The organism is Thermoanaerobacterium sp. PSU-2 (assembly GCF_002102475.1).
Lineage (GTDB): Bacteria > Bacillota > Thermoanaerobacteria > Thermoanaerobacterales > Thermoanaerobacteraceae > Thermoanaerobacterium.
In genome coordinates this window covers 72,817-88,157 of sequence record NZ_MSQD01000003.1, presented here as the reverse complement: position 1 = coordinate 88,157, position 15,341 = coordinate 72,817, and the positions used below count along the sequence as shown (strand labels likewise).

The following is a 15,341-nucleotide window of genomic DNA, read 5'->3' as shown; positions in this document are numbered from 1 at the left end:
AGTTAAAGGGGGTTGATCCAATGGAAATCGTCAATGTAAATTTAAAAAATTATTCATATCCTATTTACATCTCAAATGGAATTTTAAGTGATATTGGGCTATATTTGAGAAACCACTTGAGAAGTGGAAGGGCAATCATAATCACTGATTCAAATGTGTCAAACATATATCTTCAAAACGTTGAAGACGCTTTATCGAAAGATGGTTTTGCCGTAAGTCACTTAGTTATAAAAGCTGGTGAAGAAAGTAAAAATTTAGACACAGTAAAACATTTGTTGGAGGAGTGTTTCGACTTTGGATTATTGAGGGATAGTTCTGTGATAGCATTAGGTGGAGGAGTTGTAGGTGATATAGCCGGACTTGTAGCTGCGCTGTACATGAGGGGTATAGACTTCATACAGATTCCGACAACTTTATTGGCGCAAGTTGACAGCAGTGTGGGAGGCAAGGTTGGAGTAAATTTAGATGAGGGGAAAAACATTGTTGGCTCATTTTATCAGCCAAAGGCTGTTTTCATTGATACAAGCGTACTGAAAACTCTAAATAGAAGGGAAGTTTTAGGAGGAATTTCGGAGATAATAAAGTACGGCATAATTAAAGATGAATCATTGCTTAATTTTTTAGAAACCAATATGGATAAAATATTAAATTTAGATGATGATATGATGAGATATCTGATTAAAAGATCATGTGAAATAAAAAGCGATGTTGTATCAAAAGATGAAAAAGAAAATAATATAAGAGCCATTTTAAACTATGGGCATACTATAGGACACGCCTTAGAATCAATTACGCGGTACAAAAAGTACATTCATGGTGAAGCTGTTGCAATTGGAATGTATTATGCTGGTAAAATCGCCTTAAACAGAAAGTACATCGATGAAAGTTATCTTTTGCGCATCAAAAATTTGTTGGTTTCATGCGGTCTTCCTGTTGATTACGGCAATATAGACAAGCATGAAATAGTTGAGAGCATAAAGCATGATAAGAAAAACAGAGAAGGCAAGATAAAGTTTGTCCTGCCGTTAGGATATGGCAATGCTGAAGTCTTCGATATTTTAGAAGATGAAATATTGAATGTATTGAACTAATAAAAGAAATTTTCTTGACTTTAGCAGAATAGAGTATTAAAATATCAAGAAAACAGTTAAAGGGGGTGTGGCATGAACATTTACTACCTTGGACCGAAAGGCACATTTTCTGAACAAGCTCTTATCTTTTATATTAATCAAAAACGAGGATACTGCGTTAAGGAATTAAAGACAATTCCAGATATCATTACAATGTTGTGCATTAATGAAGATGATGAGGGATTAGTTCCGATAGAAAACTCTATAGAAGGCACTGTAAATGTCACATTGGATATGCTTATAAATGATGCTGATGGGCTTAAAATAAAAAGAGAGATAGTCATTCCTATATCTCATTGTCTTATCGCTGACAAAAATCTGGACTTTGATGAAATAAAGCTTGTAATCTCTCATCCACAGGCACTTGCTCAGTGTAGAGACTATATCAGGAGAAACTTGCCAAATGCTGAAATTGTAACTGCAGATAGTACGGCAAAAGCTGTTTCTGAAATAAAAAATAAAGCCCATGCTGCAGCAATAGGTAATGCCAGGGCTGCAGAAATTTACGGAGCGCAAATAATCGATAGAGACATACAAGATGTGAAAAACAATTTTACGAGGTTTGTCGTTCTTGCCTCAAGTGATTGCGAATACACAGGAAACGACAAGACATCTCTAATATTTTCTGTTCCAAATGAGCCGGGAAGTCTTTACAAGATATTAGAGGTGTTTGCCAGAGAAAATGTGAATATGACAAAGATAGAATCAAGGCCTTCCAGAAGGAAGATGGGCGAATACGTGTTTTGGGTTGACATTGAAGGTCATAGATGCGATAATCGCATTAATAAAATATTAGGTGTGTTGATGGGTAAAACGGAGTTTTTAAAGGTATTAGGTTCATATCCTAAATACATGTAAAACGGTAGAATGGAGGATTTTTAAATGGTAATTGTTATGAAGCCAAGTGCTACAGAAAAGCAAATCTCTGATGTGTCAAATCTTTTATTATCTCTTGATTTAAAACCCCACATTTCTAAAGGAGAAGAACGAGTAGTAATAGGTGTGATTGGCGACAAGAAAAAACTTAAAGATAAAAATGTTGAGCTTATGGAAGGCGTTGAGAAAGTCATACCTATAGTTGAGTCTTACAAACTTGCAAGTCGTACATTTAATCCTGTATCTACAATTGTAGATGTAGACGGTGTCCAAGTTGGTGGTAAAAGTGTAGTCATAATGGCTGGTCCATGTGCTGTTGAAAGCAAAGAGCAGCTTTTTGAAAGTGCAGAAGCAGTCAAGATGTTTGGAGCTAAATTTTTGCGAGGTGGTGCATACAAGCCCCGCACGTCTCCATATTCTTTCCAAGGACTTGAAAGAGAAGGACTTGAGATGTTATATGAAGCTAAAAAGCATACAGGTTTAAAAATAGTTACGGAGGTTATGGACGTCTATTCTATAGAAATTGTAGCCAAATATGCAGATGTATTGCAAATCGGCGCGAGAAACATGCAAAACTTTTCGCTACTTAAAGAAGTGGGCAGGTCTAATATGCCTGTTCTTTTAAAGAGAGGCATTGCAGCCACAATAGAAGAGTGGCTTAATGCTGCTGAATACATTTTAAGCGAAGGCAACAAAAATGTGATACTTTGTGAAAGAGGAATAAGGACATTCGAGCAGTACACGAGAAATACCCTTGATTTAAGTGCGGTGCCTGTTGTAAAAAGACTAAGCCACTTGCCAATAATAGTCGATCCGAGCCATGGAACAGGAAAATCTTTTTTAGTAAATCCAATGGCGAAAGCTGCAATAGCTGCCGGAGCAGATGGCCTTATAATTGAAGTTCATCCTGATCCTAAAAATGCTTTATCAGACGGTGCGCAGTCATTGACGCCAGATGAATTTAGAGTTTTGGCAGAAGAAATATCTGATATAGCAAATGCGGTAGGACGTGATTTTAAATGATTGAAAAAGTAGCGATCATAGGATTGGGGCTTATAGGTGGCTCTTTGGCGAAAGCCATAAGAAAGTATACAAATTTAGGTATAATAGGTGTAGACGTGAAAGATGATTATATCGATGAAGCTTTAAGGGAAGGAATAATTGATGAAGGCTTAAAAGAAATTGATAAACCAATAGACACAGACGTAGTATTTGTATGCACTCCTGTTGGAATAGTCATAAATTGCATAGAAGAAATGCTTCCCCACTTAAAAGACGGCTGTGTGATAACTGATGTTGGAAGCACAAAAAAAACGATAATGGATGCGGTAAAGGGCATATTGCCGAAAGATAAATTCTTTATAGGTGGTCATCCTATGGCAGGCTCTGAAAAGTGTGGATTTTCTTCAAGCAGTTCTGAACTCTTTTTTGGAAGCAATTATTTTATAATTCCTGATGAAAAAACACCTGACAGTGTGGTAGAGATTTTCATCGATGAAATAATTAAAAAAATTGGTGCTAATCCTATACTTGTTGATAGCTATTCACATGATAGGATAGTAGGCATTGTAAGCCATGTGCCACATATTTTATCGGCGGCTCTGACTAATTTTGCATATAGAGAAGACGCAGATGCTATAAGATTCGCTGCTGGCGGTTTTAAAGACTCTACGAGAATATCGATGTCCCAGACTGAGATGTGGAAGGATATTATTTTGAATAACAAAGATGTTATAAAAAGGCTGATAATAGATTATGAAAATCTTTTAAACGAATTTTTATTTAGCCTTGATTGTGACGATATAAAGTCACTGTGTGAATTTTTTGATACAGCAAGAGAAATCAGAAAAAGCATAGCTTCTTGACTTTGGAAAGGAATGAATATTTTATGGAGGTAGAAATTTCTAAAAAAAGCCATCTAAAAGGTGTAGTGAATGTTCCTGGAGATAAATCTATATCTCATAGAGCCATAATGTTTGGCTCTATTGCTGTTGGCGATACTGTTGTGAAAGGTTTCTTAAAAAGTGAAGATTGCTTTTCGACGATAAATTGCATGAGAAAGTTAGGTGTGGAGATAGAAATAGTTAATGATGATGTATATGTTAAAGGAAATGGCATGTATCTGAATGAAAGCCTTGATGTTTTAGATGCTGGAAACTCTGGTACAACGATGCGCCTTTTATCAGGTATTTTAGCTGGTCAGAAATTTGCATCTACTATAACCGGTGATGAGTCTTTAAGAAAAAGGCCTATGAAACGAATAATACAGCCGCTATCAATGATGGGAGCGAAAATAACAGCGGTTTATGACAATTATGCACCTCTTACCATAAAAGGCAATACACTTAAGGGGGTTAACTACAAAACAGAAGTTTCCAGTGCTCAAGTAAAATCATGCATAATGCTGGCAAGTTTGTATGCACAGGACGTTACGACAATTGAGGAACCATATTTGTCCAGAAACCACAGCGAACTTATGCTTAATTACTTTGGCGGAAATTTTGAGTCTTATGACAATAAGGTGATATGCCATCCTGTGGAAAAACTGCATGGGTGCGAAATCTTGGTTCCTGGCGACATATCTTCTGCTGCGTATTTTATGGTAGCAGCCAGCATATTGCCTGATTCAGAAGTATTGATAAAAAATGTAAATATAAACAACACGCGAACAGGAATAATAGATGTGCTGAATAAAATGGGTGGCAATGTTGAAATAATAGAGGAGAAAGTCGTAAACAATGAACCTGTAGCGGACATAGTAGTAAGATCTTCGCATCTAAAGGGAATTGTGATCGGTGGTGAGATTATACCGAGGTTGATTGATGAGATACCGGTTATTGCCGTAGCAGCAGCTTACGCTGATGGTACTACAGTTATAAAAGATGCTGACGAACTAAAAGTAAAAGAAAGCAATCGCATAGACACCATGGTAAGTCAATTGAAGAAAATGGGCGCCGACATAGAAGCTACAAACGATGGCATGGTAATTCGTGGGAAAGAAAAGCTGTATGGTGCTACGGTTGACAGCTACAACGATCATAGAGTTGCTATGTCATTAAGCATTGCTGCTCTAAAAGCTGATGGCAGTACAAAGATAAAAAATGCAGAATGTGTGAATATTTCATTTCCTGATTTTTATAGCGTACTTAATGTGCTATAATAAAAATTGGTGATTTTAATGGAAGAAAGCATACTCATAATTGAAGATGAGAAAAGAATTGCAAGGTTTTTACAGATAGAGCTTGAACATGAAGGTTATAGTGTGGCATTAGAATATAGCGGCAATAGTGGCTTAAGAGAGGCTTTAGATGGAAATTACGATTTGATAATCTTAGATTTGATGCTTCCCGGTTTGGATGGTTTTTCAGTATTGAGAGAACTGCGAAAGAAATCATCGACGCCTGTAATAATTTTAAGCGCAAAAGATGATGTAAAAGACAAGGTATTTGGGTTTGATATAGGTGCTGATGATTATCTGACTAAGCCGTTTTCGATTGAAGAGCTTATGGCGAGAATAAGAAACGCTCTTAGAAAAAATGCAAAGTCAAATGCTAATAAATTGGTATATGATGGCATAACAATGGATTTGTCTACATACGAAGTAAAAAGAGACGGAATAAAGGTTGAGTTGACGAAAAAAGAGTTTGAGCTTTTGAAATATTTGATTATAAACTCTGAAATAGTGCTTACAAGGGAAAATATATTGGAGAATGTATGGGGCTACAATTATATTGGTGAGACTAACATAGTAGATGTGTACATAAGGTATTTGCGAAGTAAAATTGATGAACCGTTTAATAATAAGTTGATACAGACGATAAGAGGTGTAGGATATTCTTTAAAGAAAGAAAAAGATGAAGATTAAAAGCTTTAAATTATCAATAAAGTTGAGAATTGCATTGCTTTATGCTATCATATTTTCATTTATTTTAATAGTGCTTAATGCATCTGTGTTATACGGTCTCAAATATTACCTTGTATATCAAGCGTTTGACGATATACAAAATCAATCAGATGTCATAGTCGAAAAGCTGAAAGAAGTTGATGGCATAATAACAAGTGTAGACAAAGATTTGCTTTTCGGATCGTCAATAGGTGAAAATATGTATTTAAAGATTGTGGATTCGCATGGAAAAATTGTGTACGTGTCTTCACCGCATTTGATTGGTATACCATATGATAAAAATATAAATGCACCTACAAAAATAGAAAAAGATGAGACGCATATAGCATATATAAACAGAGAGTATACTTACGGGAATAAGTTTTTTTACATTCAGGTTTATGAAGATTTAAAAAATCAGTATTTTTTCTTAAAGCTTTTGTTTGTGATGATGGCTGTTTCCGATGTCATTGGAGTTTTGGTGTCTTTTTTTGCAGGATATTTTATAACAGGTAGAGCATTAAGGCCTGTTGATTATATGGTGAGAGAAGTTCATGCAATCGACGAGAAAAAATTAAATAAAAGATTGAGCATTAGCGGAAATAATGATGAACTGTCTAAGCTCGCTGCTACGTTTAATGACATGCTGGACAGGCTGGAAGACTATTTTAAAAGGCAGAATGCATTTATATCAAATGTTTCCCATGAGCTTAGGACACCTTTGTCTATCTTGAAAGGATATATAGAACTTATAGACAGGTGGGGGAAAGACAACAAAGATGTACTGGAAGAGTCTATAGGCGCTTTAAAAAAAGAAGAGCAAGAAATGGAGATATTGATTGAAAGGCTTTTGATGCTGGCAAGAGGAGATAACAAGACGCTTAATATAAATAAGAAATTATTTAATGTTTATGAATTGATTGCAGAAATAGTCAGGGATGCTAAAGTGATTTTCAATGAAAAAAGCATTGAAATTTTTTGCCATAAAAATTTGGAAGTGAATGCAGATAGGAACCTTATAAAGGAACTATTAAGAATAATTCTTGATAATGCATTAAAATATACAGACATTGATGGCAATATAAAAATTTATGCAGAAGAAGTAGATAAAAATGTAGCCGTAATAATTAAAGACGACGGCATTGGAATACCTGAAGAAGAGATTCCTTATGTATTTGACAGATTTTATAGGGTTGACAAGGCAAGAAGTAAAGAAACTGGTGGAATGGGCTTAGGACTATCTATTGCAAAGCTTATTGTTGAGCTGCACGGTGGGAGTATTGAAGTAAAAAGCAAATTAAATGAAGGATCTGAATTTAAAATAACAATCCCGAAAATTTGATATATGGGATTGTTATTTATTTTTAGTGACATACTACACAATATATGGTATAATATATTTATAAATTCACTATATATTGGAGGGTATAAAATGCAAAAAGAAGCGACGAAAAATCAGCAGATGGAAGTAAAAAATTCTTCTAAAGAATATACATGCCCTGACTGTGGTGCACAGTTAGTTCCTGAAAGCGGATGTATTTACTGTCCATTTTGCGGTTACAGTGAATGCCACTAATTGCCTATATTCCCATCAGTTTAATATGGACATATACAATCATTCCCCTTATAATTAAAGTAAAATATGCCGAATCCCCGAAAAGGGGTACGGGGGATCTTTTTTTGGGGTGAATCCACTTAGGTGGTAGGGCGTCCCTTTGCCCGAACCCGTCAACTAACCTCGGAGGCAAAAGGGGGATTTTTATGTTAAAAAAATGTATTAAGGTAAAGCCTCTCATTGCATCATTAGCAGCGGCTCTTTTATTTTCTCAGACGGCATTTGCGGCAACGTATACTGTAAAACCTGGTGATAGCCTATACAAGATAGGCTTAAATTATGGCACAACATACAATCAAATAATGAAGCTTAACAATCTCAGTGATACAGTAATATATCCGGGGCAAGTATTAGTTGTACCTGGCAGTGACAACACATATACAGTCCAGAAAGGCGATAGTTTATACTTAATTGCCATGAAGTATGGTACTACTGTAGATGCTTTAAAAAATGTAAATGGTTTAACAGGCGATATGATTTATCCAGGGCAAGTTTTTGTCATACCAACATCGACGTCTGGTACACCATCAACTTCTTCAAGTATAAGAAGCGATGTAACTGCAAACAGAGGTTCTATCCAAAGAGGTGTTATTTCATACACAAATGCTGATTTGGATCTTCTATCAAGGCTTATAAATGCGGAAGCTGGTGGTGAACCATATCAAGCTAAAGTTGCTGTCGGTGCCGTGATAGTGAATAGGGTAAAAAGTGGTATATTTCCTAACACAATACAAGGCGTAATATACCAAGTCGATAGCAACGGTTACTATCAATTTACGCCTGTTGAAAATGGATGGATAAATCTACCTGCTACACCAGACTCAATAAGTGCTGCAAGGGATGCCTTAAACGGTGTAGATCCTACAAACGGTGCACTTTATTACTTTGACAACAGCAATACCAATCAGTGGCTTTGGTCGTTGCCAGTTGCACTAAAAGTAGGCAATATGGTATTTTCTTATGCGAGATAAAAATGATTGTTAATGAGAGGCTAAGAGGAGCAAAATGGATACCGAAAGGTATCCATTTTGCTTTCTATAGAGTTTTTGCTTCGTACAAAGTGATAAAGCCAAATATTATAAAAATGATGGCTGATATGTAATGCAAAAGTTTTGTTGGCAATTTCTTACCTAAATAAACTCCCAATACGATTCCAATGACATCAGCTATGAAAATTCCTGCAGTAGCACCTAATAAAACAAATACAGGATTTTTGTATGTGGCAGTAAGCGCTAGTGTCGAAAGCTGTGTCTTATCTCCAAATTCCGAAATAAAATATGTACTTATTATGGTGAAAACTGGACCGTATTTGGATTTTCTGATTTTTTCATGTCCTTCATGGCCATTTTTTAATGTGATCAATCCAAAAATTAAAAAAGATATGGCAGCCAATAGCTTCACGTATTTTATCGGTATGTACTCTGTAATAAATGAGCCAAACAAAACTGCAATACCCATATTTAAAAGGGCAGCGATTAATATGCTAATTAAGACAGTTCTGGCTTTTATAAATGTGGCAAATGCCATAGCCATAAACTGTGACTTGTCGCCCATTTCAGATGCAAAGACGAGAATAAAAGACGATATTAAAGCATTCATCAAATCTGCCTCCTTGTAATTAGTATGCCAAAAAAATAAAACCTATTACATAATATGTGCAACATATTACGTAAAGGTCTCATTCTTTAAGGCAAAGCCAGGTTAAAACCAGCATGTTGACTTTGCCACATATTTATATATGTGAACTACTCCCCTTTACATAGACTATATAATATTTTTAAAAGACATCTACTTCATTATATAATAAGTCAAAAAATTATGTCAATGCAATTTGTTTCATTTTCTAATTTTTTTCATGTTTATTAATTTTATTATGCCTCCATAAATGAGGGAAAGACCAATTATGGCCGGTATTATAAATGATATTATATTTAACACATCTGTCTCATCGATTACGGCAATTATCATGGGTAATAATATTATCAAGCCAATAATTATTTGTATAAAAGGATATTTGCCAACCCCTTTTATGGGTTCAGGAATTCGTCCCGTTCCAATATAATAGCCAGGGGTGTACTGGTTTTCTTCCCACTCTTTTAGTTTATCTAATTCCTTCTCAAATTCATTTTTTTTATTCGACTCATTGTCTTTCATAAATAACACCTCTTAATGTAATGTATTGAAACATTCTAACTTTAGAATTATTATACAACTTTAATTTATTAATTCAATATGAAGCCGGGTGACCAATGAATTTTATTTTTGTAGTCTACAATATCGTTAATTAGTCTTTTCCACAACGGATTTTTAATAGCATTCGAAGGAGTAAAATCAGCATTGTTTTCTATCCCATATGTTTTTAGTCCCTTCACATCTTTTTTTACAATTTCCACTAATTTATCATTTATGTCTTTCATCTTAGTAAACTTAGCCAATTGTTCTTTATTTAATTTAATAATTTCGTCTTTGTTGTATGCATAAATGTCAAATGATTGAGGAGGTCTATTCAATATTCGGCTTATGTACAATGAAAATTCCTCTGGAATGTAAGATATAATGTTACCCATAGGTATTTCTTCCATTGCATTATGTACATATATATCTACCAAATCAAAAATATCATTGCTCTGATTTAAAAATTCATTTCCCAGAATGTTAGCATTACCGATTGTAATTTGTTTACTATGCAAAGAATCATTTAATATTTGATCAGTTTTTAAGACTGATGATGCGAAACCAGAGGTATCTTCAAAAACTCTCCTTGAAAGGTAATTGTTTATATTTACCGATTTTAAATATAATAAAAGATTAGAGATAGACGAAACCAATAATAATGCAATCAAGCCAATAAATATAAAAATCCATAAATTTTTATGTTTGATTGTCATAAATACTCCTTTCCAGACCATTTAGTCTAAAATTTATTTGCAGAGAAATGAATATCTTATATTTTATCCATACCAGTCATATGCTTAAAATGAGGTAGAGGTCTGATTTCTTGATGAACATAAATAGTTTTAGAAAATCCCAATAGAATTTGAAAATTAACAGTTGCTGTAGCATCTAAAACAGTATCTAAATCTGAATCTAAAACTACACTGGTAACCTTGCATAAAGGAAAACTTTCATCTTGATTTAAGTTTATCAAAAGATCTTTATATACTATTATCCATAGTGATTGGTTATTTCCATTTGGCACATAATAAAACGATTGGCTATTTTCATTTTGTATATAATCATTACCATAACTTCCATTAGCATTTACCTTGGTACGAGGTGCATTAAGCAAAAAGTCATTCAATCCAGCATTAAGTCCAGATTTTACTTTTGATATGACCATATTTGTTTCAGAAGTCACGTCAGATATCACTAAAAAAATTAAAATACATAACATTATAAATGTACTAATAACGATATATAGCTTACGAACATGCAATTTTTTCAATCTCCTTTCAAATTTTTTAATTGATTAAACGCTTGTTAATTGCTTTAATATAATGATTTTTGGATATTTCTACTGCAATTGCATCTTTTGTGTTAACATTTGGAATAGAGTATAAATTAGTGCCAACTTTATAATAGTTTGAAAAAATCGTATTATTTATATTTGCCTCCCCAGTTGAAAAGTATTTAATAGTACCAATTTTCTTGTCAATAGAAGTGACATCATCAGATGTGCCAACATAAGTCTCACCATTTAAAATGATAATTTTAGAAAATGCCCAGCTTTTTTCTTCATGATAATTTGAGTTGTTTTTTGAGCAACCTGCTGTAAAAGTCAATGTAAATATTAATATTGCCATTGATACAATTTTTACTATAAAATTTTTTCTCTTATTCATAATTATATGCTAACCTACTTTCGCTTTTTGTCTGTCTAATTTTCTCGCATAATTATAAAACATATATTCTACAAAAATTTAGAAATTCCTCCTAAATCGTACGTAAAAATTATTTACAAAAGGATGTTTTTGATGGTATAATATTATTAGATAAAAGTTCGATGTTCGAACTAATTTTTTAAAGGCAATTGGTTCTGGGAGTGAACTAATTAGGGAGGTGATAAATTGACGCAGTATAGGAAGGGTACTAATTATCTTATCAAAAATATGAACACGGCAAATGTTTTAGATGTCATTAAAAAAATGCAGCCTATCTCCCGCATTAAAATCTCTAAAGTCCTTAATATGAGCAAGTCGACAGTATCTGGAATAGTAGATGAATTGATAAAGGAAGGTCTTGTGAGCGAAGAAGGGTATGGCAATACTACATCAGCGGGTAGAAAGCCTATAGAGCTTACTTTTAATCCTAATGCGAAGTTTTCCATAGGCATCGATATAGAATCGACAAATACAATTGGAGTGCTTACAAATTTGGAAGGAAAAATAATAAAAAAGATAAAAAGGCCTACAGGAATAAAAGAGGAAGCTTTTTTAAACACAGTCAAAATCATTAAGGAATTATTAGAATATCGAGATGACATTGCAGGCATAGGTGTTGGAGCTCCTGGCATAACAAATATAGAAAAAGGAACAGTGTATGCGCCGGGACTTTCATGGGTTGACTTTAACCTTTTTTCTAAGTTGAAAGAAGCGTTTGACTATGACATATTTATAGACAATAGCGTTAATTACGCAGCATTAGGTGAAAGATGGATAGGTTCATGCAAAGATGTCAACAATTTTGTACTTGTAACAATAGGAAACGGCATTGGTTCTGGAATATATATTAACGGAAAATTAGTGAGGGGTCATAAATACACAGCAGGAGAAGTTGGATACATGGCTATAGGCAGAGATGTTTTAGGTAAAAAGTATTTATACGAAGATTATGGGTATTTTGAAAGCAAAGCATCGCTTTTAGGTCTTGTCTCCACATTAAAGAATATGTCGAATGGAAAATTTGGTACGATAAAGGATTTTGTTAATGGATATTTGGCAAAAGATGAGATTTGTATCAGAGCTTTTGATGAATTCATAGAAAATTTAAGCATGGGTTTTGCTAACATCATTAGCATATTAAATCCAGAGCTTATAGTCATAGCAGGCGATGTGATAAACTTAGGCATCGATATAGTAGATAGTATAAAAAAGCTAATTGATAAAATGGTCCCGTTTGATGTAAAGATCATATATACAAAGTTAAACGAAGATGCCGCCGCAATAGGCGCATCTGCTGACGTTCTTCTTAAGACAAATTACTTAATATTAATATAAAATCGAAAGGATGATTCTTGTGAAAGTAATAATAACAAATAACTATGATGAAATGAGCAGAACTGCAGCGGAGATCATAAAAGAACAGGTAAACAGAAAAGCGAATTCTGTATTAGGTCTTGCCACAGGTTCTACACCGCTTGGAACTTATAGAGAGTTAATCAGGATGTACAATAATGGAGAGATTGATTTTTCCTACGTCATAACCTTTAACCTTGATGAATATGTAGGACTGCCAGATGACCATCCTCAAAGCTATCACTACTTCATGTATGAAAATTTATTCAATCATATAAATATAAAAAAGGATAATATTCACATACCAAAAGGGGTTTCAGACGATTTTGATAGAGACTGCAGATTGTACGATGAGGAGATAGAAAAGTTTGGAGAAATTGATCTTCAATTATTAGGTTTAGGTGTAAATGGGCACATTGGTTTTAATGAGCCTGATGACTATATAAATACAAAGACACACATAGTAGATCTGGCAGAAGAAACTATAAATGCAAATAAGAGATTTTTCAAAAGCATTGATGAAGTTCCGAGAAAAGCTGTAACAATGGGGCTAGGCACGATAATGAAATCAAGGAAAATTTTATTATTGGCATCTGGTAAAAACAAAGCAAAAGCTATAAAAGAGACTTTAAACGGCTATCTTACGACAGATGTTCCATCAACTGTTTTATCATTGCATCCTGATGTCACAATTGTAATAGACAGTGATGCCGCATCTTTAATAGATTTAGAGAAAGTAAAAGAAAATGTCGATATTATCTCAAAGCTATAGACAATCGTTTATAGCTTTATTTGTTTTTAAAAATTCGATGTAGTATAATTAAAGTAAACGACCCCTCTATAGGGGGTAAGGGGGATTTAAGTGTCTTTATTTGCAGCGTTTTTAGGTGGTATTGTTTCGTTCTTTTCGCCATGCATTTTACCGCTAATACCTGTTTACGTGACGTATATTTTCGGCGGTAAGAAGAAAAATTTTTTCAATTTATTTTTATTTGTGTTGGGCTTTAGCATCGTTTTTGTTCTCATGGGAGCTACGGCCAGTCAATTGGGAAAATTTTTTGTTTCATACAAAGTTCTATTTAGAAAAGCCAGTGGCATAATAATATTATTATTTGGACTTTATATGATGGGCATCATAAAGCCGGCTTTTCTGAGCAGAGAAGTGAAACTTAATGTTTCTAACAAAAAGGAGGGGTATTTTAGCAGTTTCATTTTTGGCATAGCTTTTGCCTCTGGTTGGACGCCATGTGTTGGTCCTATACTTGCGACTATCCTTTTATATGCAGGTGAACAAAACACTGTGTATGTTGGGGTTCTTCTGCTGTTTGCTTACTCATTAGGAATTGGAATTCCATTTATAGTAGCTGCTATACTAATTGATAGATTTAAAGCATTTTACAAAAAGATAAATTTTATTATGCCGTATATTGAAAAAATTGGCGGTTTATTTTTGATAATTTTCGGAATTTTGATGTATTTTAATCTCATTATAAGGCTTGAAAGTTACATTAATATTTGAGGTGATTTGAGTGAAATCAAATAAGAAGAAGTCAAAAAGCAGCAACAAAAATATGATATTGACTGTTTCAATAGTTTTAGTTTTGATATTGGGAATTTCAATTTACTTTTTGAACAATTACGTAGTGTCAAGTCAAACAAAGAGCCAGAATGCGAATAATGGTGCCAGCAATGCTCAAGTAGGTATTGAAAAAGGCGATTTAGCGCCGGATTTTACGCTAAAAGATGTAAATGGGAAAACAGTAACATTATCAAAGCTAAGAGGGAAAAAGGTCATATTAAATTTTTGGGCTACAACATGTCCATATTGTAAGATTGAGATGCCTGAATTAAACAAGTTTTATGAGAATAACAAAAATGATGTTGTCTTATTGGCGATAGATATTGGTGAGGATAAATCAACTGTTGAAAATTACCTTTCAGGAAAGGGTTATAGTTTTGATGTCCTTTTAGACAGCGATGCAAAGGTAGCCATGGATTATAAAGTTCAATTTATACCGATGTCATTTTTCATTGACAAAGATGGAATAATAAAGGCTATAAGCAATGGTGCCATGACATACGATGAGGTAGATCAATATTTTAAGACCATATCTCAATAATTATTGACAATTTGTTAAAAAGGTGGTATATTTAATTTAGCGATAACCCATATACCGGGGGTATAGTATAAAGGAGGGATATTGATGAAACCTATTAACGTTACAGATATGAACTTTGATACTGAGGTGTATAATTCCGATAAGCCTGTTTTAGTTGACTTTTGGGCTGCATGGTGTGGACCTTGCAGAATGATGGCACCTGTATTGGAAGAATTTGCAGAGGAATATTCTGATAAAATAAAGGTTGTAAAGTTAAATGTTGACGAGAATCCTTTGATTGCATCGCAATATAGGATAATGAGCATTCCTACGTTAGGTGTTTTTCAAAATGGACAATTAGTTGACAAAGTTATCGGATTTATGCCAAAAGAACAATTAGAATACAGACTTGCAAGATATATAGATGCACAGGTATAAGTTTGTGAAAGATCTATAAAAAGATACCATAATTTAGATTGTGGTATCTTTTTTTTCATTTATTCT

At 33.9% G+C, this 15,341-nt stretch carries 19 protein-coding genes and 1 riboswitch; of the genes, 14 read left to right on the top strand and 5 right to left on the bottom strand.

All coding sequences use genetic code 11. From position 1 onward, the window contains the following. Positions 1 to 20 precede the first annotated feature (20 nt). The 9 genes from aroB to BVF91_RS03515 all read left to right on the top strand — a co-directional run bounded on the left by aroB (position 21) and on the right by BVF91_RS03515 (position 8,475). Entirely contained in the window at positions 21 to 1,091 is a 1,071-nt protein-coding gene (gene aroB, locus BVF91_RS03550; protein WP_085112127.1) for a 3-dehydroquinate synthase, read from the top strand. A 72-nt stretch (positions 1,092 to 1,163) separates the two neighbouring features. Continuing rightward, on the top strand, positions 1,164 to 1,988 hold the full coding sequence (pheA, locus tag BVF91_RS03545) for a prephenate dehydratase (RefSeq protein ID WP_085112126.1): 825 nt from the start codon (positions 1,164 to 1,166) through the stop codon (positions 1,986 to 1,988). A gap of 24 nt (positions 1,989 to 2,012) precedes the next feature. Continuing rightward, on the top strand, positions 2,013 to 3,029 hold the full coding sequence (aroF, locus tag BVF91_RS03540) for a 3-deoxy-7-phosphoheptulonate synthase (protein WP_085112125.1): 1,017 nt from the start codon (positions 2,013 to 2,015) through the stop codon (positions 3,027 to 3,029). After that, on the top strand, positions 3,026 to 3,871 hold the full coding sequence (locus BVF91_RS03535) for a prephenate dehydrogenase (protein WP_085112124.1): 846 nt from the start codon (positions 3,026 to 3,028) through the stop codon (positions 3,869 to 3,871). Before aroF ends, BVF91_RS03535 begins: the two co-directional genes overlap by 4 nt. 23 nt (positions 3,872 to 3,894) lie before the next feature. Then, positions 3,895 to 5,166, top strand: a complete 1,272-nt coding sequence (gene aroA / locus BVF91_RS03530; protein ID WP_085112123.1) for a 3-phosphoshikimate 1-carboxyvinyltransferase — start codon at positions 3,895 to 3,897, stop codon at positions 5,164 to 5,166. Between the two features lie 18 nt (positions 5,167 to 5,184). Next, the gene (locus BVF91_RS03525) at positions 5,185 to 5,871 is read left to right on the top strand and encodes a response regulator transcription factor (RefSeq protein WP_085112122.1); all 687 of its coding nucleotides are present in this window, start codon (positions 5,185 to 5,187) and stop codon (positions 5,869 to 5,871) included. Next, a complete protein-coding gene (locus tag BVF91_RS03520; protein ID WP_085112121.1) occupies positions 5,861 to 7,231 on the top strand; it encodes a sensor histidine kinase in 1,371 nt (456 codons plus the stop codon). The genes BVF91_RS03525 and BVF91_RS03520 overlap by 11 nt, the downstream gene beginning before the upstream one ends. Before the next feature lie 90 nt (positions 7,232 to 7,321). Continuing rightward, positions 7,322 to 7,465, top strand: a complete 144-nt coding sequence (locus BVF91_RS13260; RefSeq protein WP_168170180.1) for a hypothetical protein — start codon at positions 7,322 to 7,324, stop codon at positions 7,463 to 7,465. Positions 7,466 to 7,522: 57 nt separating this feature from the next. Continuing rightward, a riboswitch (cyclic di-AMP (ydaO/yuaA leader) is annotated at positions 7,523 to 7,651 on the top strand. Continuing rightward, a complete protein-coding gene (locus BVF91_RS03515; RefSeq protein WP_085112120.1) occupies positions 7,651 to 8,475 on the top strand; it encodes a cell wall hydrolase in 825 nt (274 codons plus the stop codon). (Overlaps the previous riboswitch by 1 nt.) A 64-nt stretch (positions 8,476 to 8,539) precedes the next feature. Here BVF91_RS03515 and BVF91_RS03510 read toward each other — a convergent pair whose 3' ends face one another. The 5 genes from BVF91_RS03510 to BVF91_RS03490 form a co-directional block, all read right to left on the bottom strand. After that, entirely contained in the window at positions 8,540 to 9,103 is a 564-nt protein-coding gene (locus BVF91_RS03510; RefSeq protein ID WP_085112119.1) for a TMEM165/GDT1 family protein, read from the bottom strand. Between the two features lie 237 nt (positions 9,104 to 9,340). After that, entirely contained in the window at positions 9,341 to 9,658 is a 318-nt protein-coding gene (locus tag BVF91_RS03505; protein ID WP_085112118.1) for a hypothetical protein, read from the bottom strand. 68 nt (positions 9,659 to 9,726) lie between these two features. Then, entirely contained in the window at positions 9,727 to 10,392 is a 666-nt protein-coding gene (locus tag BVF91_RS03500; RefSeq protein ID WP_085112117.1) for a hypothetical protein, read from the bottom strand. A gap of 56 nt (positions 10,393 to 10,448) precedes the next feature. Continuing rightward, complete coding sequence (locus BVF91_RS03495; protein WP_168170179.1) at positions 10,449 to 10,949, bottom strand: hypothetical protein; 501 nt, start codon at positions 10,947 to 10,949, stop codon at positions 10,449 to 10,451. A gap of 16 nt (positions 10,950 to 10,965) precedes the next feature. Then, positions 10,966 to 11,346, bottom strand: coding sequence for a hypothetical protein (locus tag BVF91_RS03490; RefSeq protein ID WP_085112115.1), 381 nt, complete (start codon positions 11,344 to 11,346; stop codon positions 10,966 to 10,968). 225 nt (positions 11,347 to 11,571) lie between these two features. Between BVF91_RS03490 and BVF91_RS03485 the strand changes: the two genes are divergently transcribed. From BVF91_RS03485 to trxA, 5 genes are all read left to right on the top strand, one after another. Continuing rightward, positions 11,572 to 12,720 carry an ROK family transcriptional regulator gene (locus BVF91_RS03485; protein ID WP_085112114.1) on the top strand — a complete coding sequence of 383 codons (1,149 nt, stop codon included), beginning with the start codon at positions 11,572 to 11,574 and terminating at the stop codon, positions 12,718 to 12,720. A gap of 19 nt (positions 12,721 to 12,739) precedes the next feature. Continuing rightward, positions 12,740 to 13,510: a glucosamine-6-phosphate deaminase gene (gene nagB, locus BVF91_RS03480; protein WP_085112113.1), complete on the top strand. Its 771-nt coding sequence runs from the start codon at positions 12,740 to 12,742 to the stop codon at positions 13,508 to 13,510. 90 nt (positions 13,511 to 13,600) lie between these two features. Continuing rightward, positions 13,601 to 14,257 carry a cytochrome c biogenesis CcdA family protein gene (locus tag BVF91_RS03475; RefSeq protein WP_085112112.1) on the top strand — a complete coding sequence of 219 codons (657 nt, stop codon included), beginning with the start codon at positions 13,601 to 13,603 and terminating at the stop codon, positions 14,255 to 14,257. Positions 14,258 to 14,309: 52 nt separating this feature from the next. After that, a complete protein-coding gene (locus BVF91_RS03470; protein ID WP_143588966.1) occupies positions 14,310 to 14,858 on the top strand; it encodes a peroxiredoxin family protein in 549 nt (182 codons plus the stop codon). 84 nt (positions 14,859 to 14,942) lie between these two features. After that, positions 14,943 to 15,275, top strand: a complete 333-nt coding sequence (gene trxA, locus BVF91_RS03465; RefSeq protein WP_085112110.1) for a thioredoxin — start codon at positions 14,943 to 14,945, stop codon at positions 15,273 to 15,275. The last annotated feature ends 66 nt before the right edge of the window (positions 15,276 to 15,341 follow it).

Coding starts and splice junctions, on each gene's coding strand:
- aroF (WP_085112125.1), top strand. CDS start 2,013: ATGGTAATTGTTATGAAGCCAAGTGCTACAGAAAAGCAAATCTCTGAT.
- pheA (WP_085112126.1), top strand. CDS start 1,164: ATGAACATTTACTACCTTGGACCGAAAGGCACATTTTCTGAACAAGCT.
- BVF91_RS03515 (WP_085112120.1), top strand. CDS start 7,651: ATGTTAAAAAAATGTATTAAGGTAAAGCCTCTCATTGCATCATTAGCA.
- aroA (WP_085112123.1), top strand. CDS start 3,895: ATGGAGGTAGAAATTTCTAAAAAAAGCCATCTAAAAGGTGTAGTGAAT.
- BVF91_RS03525 (WP_085112122.1), top strand. CDS start 5,185: ATGGAAGAAAGCATACTCATAATTGAAGATGAGAAAAGAATTGCAAGG.
- BVF91_RS03510 (WP_085112119.1), bottom strand. CDS start 9,103: ATGAATGCTTTAATATCGTCTTTTATTCTCGTCTTTGCATCTGAAATG.
- trxA (WP_085112110.1), top strand. CDS start 14,943: ATGAAACCTATTAACGTTACAGATATGAACTTTGATACTGAGGTGTAT.
- BVF91_RS13260 (WP_168170180.1), top strand. CDS start 7,322: ATGCAAAAAGAAGCGACGAAAAATCAGCAGATGGAAGTAAAAAATTCT.
- BVF91_RS03490 (WP_085112115.1), bottom strand. CDS start 11,346: ATGAATAAGAGAAAAAATTTTATAGTAAAAATTGTATCAATGGCAATA.
- BVF91_RS03520 (WP_085112121.1), top strand. CDS start 5,861: ATGAAGATTAAAAGCTTTAAATTATCAATAAAGTTGAGAATTGCATTG.
- BVF91_RS03470 (WP_143588966.1), top strand. CDS start 14,310: ATGATATTGACTGTTTCAATAGTTTTAGTTTTGATATTGGGAATTTCA.
- BVF91_RS03500 (WP_085112117.1), bottom strand. CDS start 10,392: ATGACAATCAAACATAAAAATTTATGGATTTTTATATTTATTGGCTTG.
- aroB (WP_085112127.1), top strand. CDS start 21: ATGGAAATCGTCAATGTAAATTTAAAAAATTATTCATATCCTATTTAC.
- BVF91_RS03535 (WP_085112124.1), top strand. CDS start 3,026: ATGATTGAAAAAGTAGCGATCATAGGATTGGGGCTTATAGGTGGCTCT.
- BVF91_RS03505 (WP_085112118.1), bottom strand. CDS start 9,658: ATGAAAGACAATGAGTCGAATAAAAAAAATGAATTTGAGAAGGAATTA.